Genomic DNA, 3,756 nt, shown 5'->3' with positions numbered 1-3,756 from the left:
AGAAGGTAGCATAGTTGAAGTTAATTACGTATTGTTTAGCAAAGAGAATTATCAAGTATATAAGGAAATATTGGATAAAAAGTTAAATAAAGTAGAATAGAGTTAAATTCTTTGCTAATGGATTTATCAAGTGAATTATTGCCAGTTTTTTTATATTGACTTTTTATTCTTTATGATATAACATCTAATAAGGTATAAAATTTATACAAAGGATGTGTTTGATATTTTTGGTGATACACATAAAATCATTGGTAACAATATTCACGAAAATATCTATGATATTTACGGCATAAAACTAGATAAAGACAAATTATTATGGGGTTCAGTAGCTCCAGATATTTTACCACAATTTAGATTTCATAGACATTATAAAAAGGAAAGTTTAAATTATGTGGTAAATGAGGTTATTAAATTGATATTTATAAGTAGATATATAGAATTCAATTCAAGGATAGATCCTTTTGCAATCAAAATATTGAGTAAAAAAATTGGAATCATATCCCATTATTTAAGCGATTTTGTTTGTCTTCCTCATGCTGAGAGATGGACTTTTACTAATAGTATGTTTAAGCATATTAATTATGAATCCAAACTAAATGATTATTCTATTTATCACGACTTTAAGAAAAATGTTATTACTATAGATGATGTTGATATTTTTCAAGAACGTGTAATTAAGCTTAGACCAATTATTAAGAAATATATTAATGATGTAATTGAAGAATATTCGATTAAAACTGGATATGATAATGATTTGAACTTTGCTCTATCGTTAAATCTTAAAGTTTCTTATTTTATAATCGATACTGTTAAAGCATATACTGAAGAAGCATATAAAGACTTTGCTTTCGAATTTTAATCCTTCTTATCCTTTGATATGAAGGATTTTTTCTAACTTAATGTTATAAATAACAGAACATATAACAGCTTAGGGGGAGATATTGTGAAGAAAAACAGACTAATAATACTGACAGCATTATTAATTTTAAGCTTAATGGTTTCTGCATGTGATGCAGATACTAAAGAGGTAGTGAAGGATTATGAAGGACAATTGGTAGTCCATTTTATAGATGTAGGTCAAGGAGATAGTACTTTTATCCAATTGCCTAATGGAGAGACCTCTTTAATTGATGGGGGAAGTAGACAATATGGTGATAAAGTAGTCAACTATATAAAAAATTTAGGTATAGATAAAGTGGATTATTTAATAGCAACTCATCCCCACGAAGATCATATAGGAGGGTTACCGGAAGTAATAAAGAATTTTAAAATTGGCAAAGTATATATGCCCAATAAGACTGCTAATACCCGTATTTTTGAAGAGTTGCTATTAGAAATTGAAAACAAGAACCTAAAAATTGATTTAGCGAAGGCTAAAGATTCTATAATAGATGAAGGACAATTAAAGTTCTATTTTTTAGCGCCATATAGGGATGATTATACAGAAACAAATGATTTTTCAATTGTTTCTAAGATAGAATTTATAGATAATTCTTTTATTATTACCGGAGATGCAGAAGAAAGCTCTGAATTAGATATGATAAAGAATATGGCTAATCTAAAATCTGATGTGCTTAGAGTACCACATCATGGTGGAAGAACTTCTTCTACGGAAGAGTTTTTGACGGAAGTAAACCCTGAGTATTCAGTTATAAGTGTAGGAACTGATAATACCTATGGTCACCCTCATAATGAAACCTTACAAAGATTAGATAAAATAGATACAACTACTATGCGAACAGATGAATTGGGAGATATTGTTTTTATTTCTGATGGGAACCAATTGACCTATTTGGGAACTATTGTAGAAAAAGAGAATACACAAGTTGAATCCCATGTAGAGTACATAGGTAATAAAAACACTAAGGTATATCATAGTAAGGAATGTAATTCCTTACCTAAAAAAGAAAATCAAATTATTTTTAAGTCAAAAGAAGAAGCTGAAAATAAGGGATATAAACCTCATAAAAATTGTGTTAAATAGGGGGAGATATAGTGAAAGGTATAGTTGACAGATTTGAAGAGGATAAGGTTTTAGTAGAAATCGAAAATGATAGTGGTGTTTTAGCTTTCAATAGAGAACTGTTCCCTGATAATTTAAAAGAAGGGGATGTAGTAGAGTATGTTGGAAATAAGTTTATTGTAAATAAAGAAGAAACCTTAGAAAGAAAGAAACGTATTAACAATCTATTCAACTCTTTAATAAATAAAAAATAAACTGTTGACACTAACTGTAGAATAGCATATAATTATTTATTAATATAATGAATAAAAGCTATGAAGGGAAGAGTAGTCGTTGAGGAAGTGATAGAGAGTCGGTACTAGGTGGAAATCCGATACGAAATCTATGATGAAGAACATCCCTAAGCTTCTAACCAAAATTTGTATATATAAAGAGTAGGCTTAGACGGGTATAGTCCGTTATAAACTATACAGTATCGAATTATATTCTGTACTGTTTAAAGTTGAGCCTCTTGCTAATTAAGGTGGTACCGCGGAAGAATACCTTTCGTCCTTTAAAGGATGAAGGGTTTTTATTATTTTTGAAGGAGGAAAGAATATGAGCAGATTAGATATTAAGGCAACTCAAATTGGAATAAAAATTATAAAAGATTTTTTTGAAAGGGAATTGGCCAAAAAATTAAATTTAATAAGAGTGTCGGCTCCTCTTTTCGTTAGGCCTGAGACAGGTTTAAATGATAATTTGAGTGGAGTAGAAAAAGCAGTATCTTTTAATATGAGAAAGTATAATGAAAGGATAGAAATAGTTCAATCTTTAGCAAAGTGGAAAAGGATGGCTTTAAAAAGATATGATTTTAAGGTTGGAGAAGGTATATATGCAGATATGGACGCTATAAGACCAGATGAAGTTTTAGACCATACTCACTCTATCTATGTAGACCAATGGGATTGGGAAAAAGTCATATCCAAAAATGATAGGAATGAAAAATTTTTAAAGGAAATTGTAATAGATATTTTCCGTGTTTTCAAAAGAACGGAGAAAAAAATAAACAGTATTTTTCCTTTTATGAAAAATAAATTACCTGAACATATAAAGTTTATTACTGCCCAAGAATTAGAGGATAAATATCCAGATATAAGTCCAAAAGAAAGAGAAAACCTAATCTGCAAAGAGTACAAGGCAGTGTTTTTGATGAAAATTGGTGGAGAATTAGAATCTGGAGTTCCTCATGATGGTAGATCCCCAGATTATGATGATTGGGAATTAAATGGAGATATATTATTCTGGAATCCAGTATTGGAAGAAGCTATAGAGTTGTCTAGTATGGGTATTAGAGTAGATGAAAAGTCTTTAGAGAAACAATTAAAAATAGCTGGGGCAGAAGAAAGAAAAGGCCTTACCTACCACAAAATGCTATTGGATGGGAAACTTCCTTTAACTATTGGTGGTGGAATTGGTCAATCTAGGATATGCATGTATTTCTTAGAAAAAAAGCATATCGGTGAGGTACAAGCATCTATATGGACAGAAAACATAATTAAGAAATGTGAAATGGAAGATATCTTTTTACTTTAATGACAAAATAGTGTAAAATATATTAAAAAGGACAAGGAGTATAAAAATGTTTATCAGGCATAGATTTCCGTTTTTATTACTAGGTTTGGGCATAGGTATTATTCTAACAAATATATTCTACACTCAGTTCCCTAAAATAGAATATAGGGAATATACAGAAGAAGAAATAGTTGCAAAAGCTACAGAACTAGGTATGGTTTTTGTTAAAGAAAACATTG

General features: G+C 29.7%; 4 protein-coding genes and 1 other annotated feature. All 4 genes read left to right on the top strand.

Translation table 11 applies throughout. The features are described from left to right. The first annotated feature begins 214 nt into the window (after window positions 1-214). The 4 genes from VK998_RS08795 (at window position 215) to asnA (ending at window position 3,538) form a co-directional block, all read left to right on the top strand. Complete coding sequence (locus tag VK998_RS08795; RefSeq protein ID WP_325227730.1) at window positions 215-859, top strand: zinc dependent phospholipase C family protein; 645 nt, start codon at window positions 215-217, stop codon at window positions 857-859. Window positions 860-943: 84 nt separating this feature from the next. Further along, the gene (locus tag VK998_RS08790) at window positions 944-1,984 is read left to right on the top strand and encodes an MBL fold metallo-hydrolase (protein WP_325227728.1); all 1,041 of its coding nucleotides are present in this window, start codon (window positions 944-946) and stop codon (window positions 1,982-1,984) included. An 11-nt stretch (window positions 1,985-1,995) separates the two neighbouring features. Beyond that, window positions 1,996-2,217: a DUF3006 domain-containing protein gene (locus VK998_RS08785; RefSeq protein WP_325227726.1), complete on the top strand. Its 222-nt coding sequence runs from the start codon at window positions 1,996-1,998 to the stop codon at window positions 2,215-2,217. Window positions 2,218-2,268: 51 nt separating this feature from the next. Then, window positions 2,269-2,520, top strand: a binding site (T-box leader). A 40-nt stretch (window positions 2,521-2,560) separates the two neighbouring features. Then, complete coding sequence (gene asnA / locus VK998_RS08780) at window positions 2,561-3,538, top strand: aspartate--ammonia ligase (RefSeq protein WP_325227724.1); 978 nt, start codon at window positions 2,561-2,563, stop codon at window positions 3,536-3,538. Window positions 3,539-3,756: the final 218 nt, after the last annotated feature.

The sequence above is a fragment of the Schnuerera sp. genome (assembly GCF_035459645.1).
In the GTDB taxonomy this organism is placed as follows: domain Bacteria; phylum Bacillota; class Clostridia; order Tissierellales; family Tepidimicrobiaceae; genus Schnuerera.
This window is presented reverse-complemented; position numbering and strand designations above follow the sequence as displayed.

Coding starts and splice junctions, on each gene's coding strand:
- asnA (WP_325227724.1), top strand. CDS start 2,561: ATGAGCAGATTAGATATTAAGGCAACTCAAATTGGAATAAAAATTATA.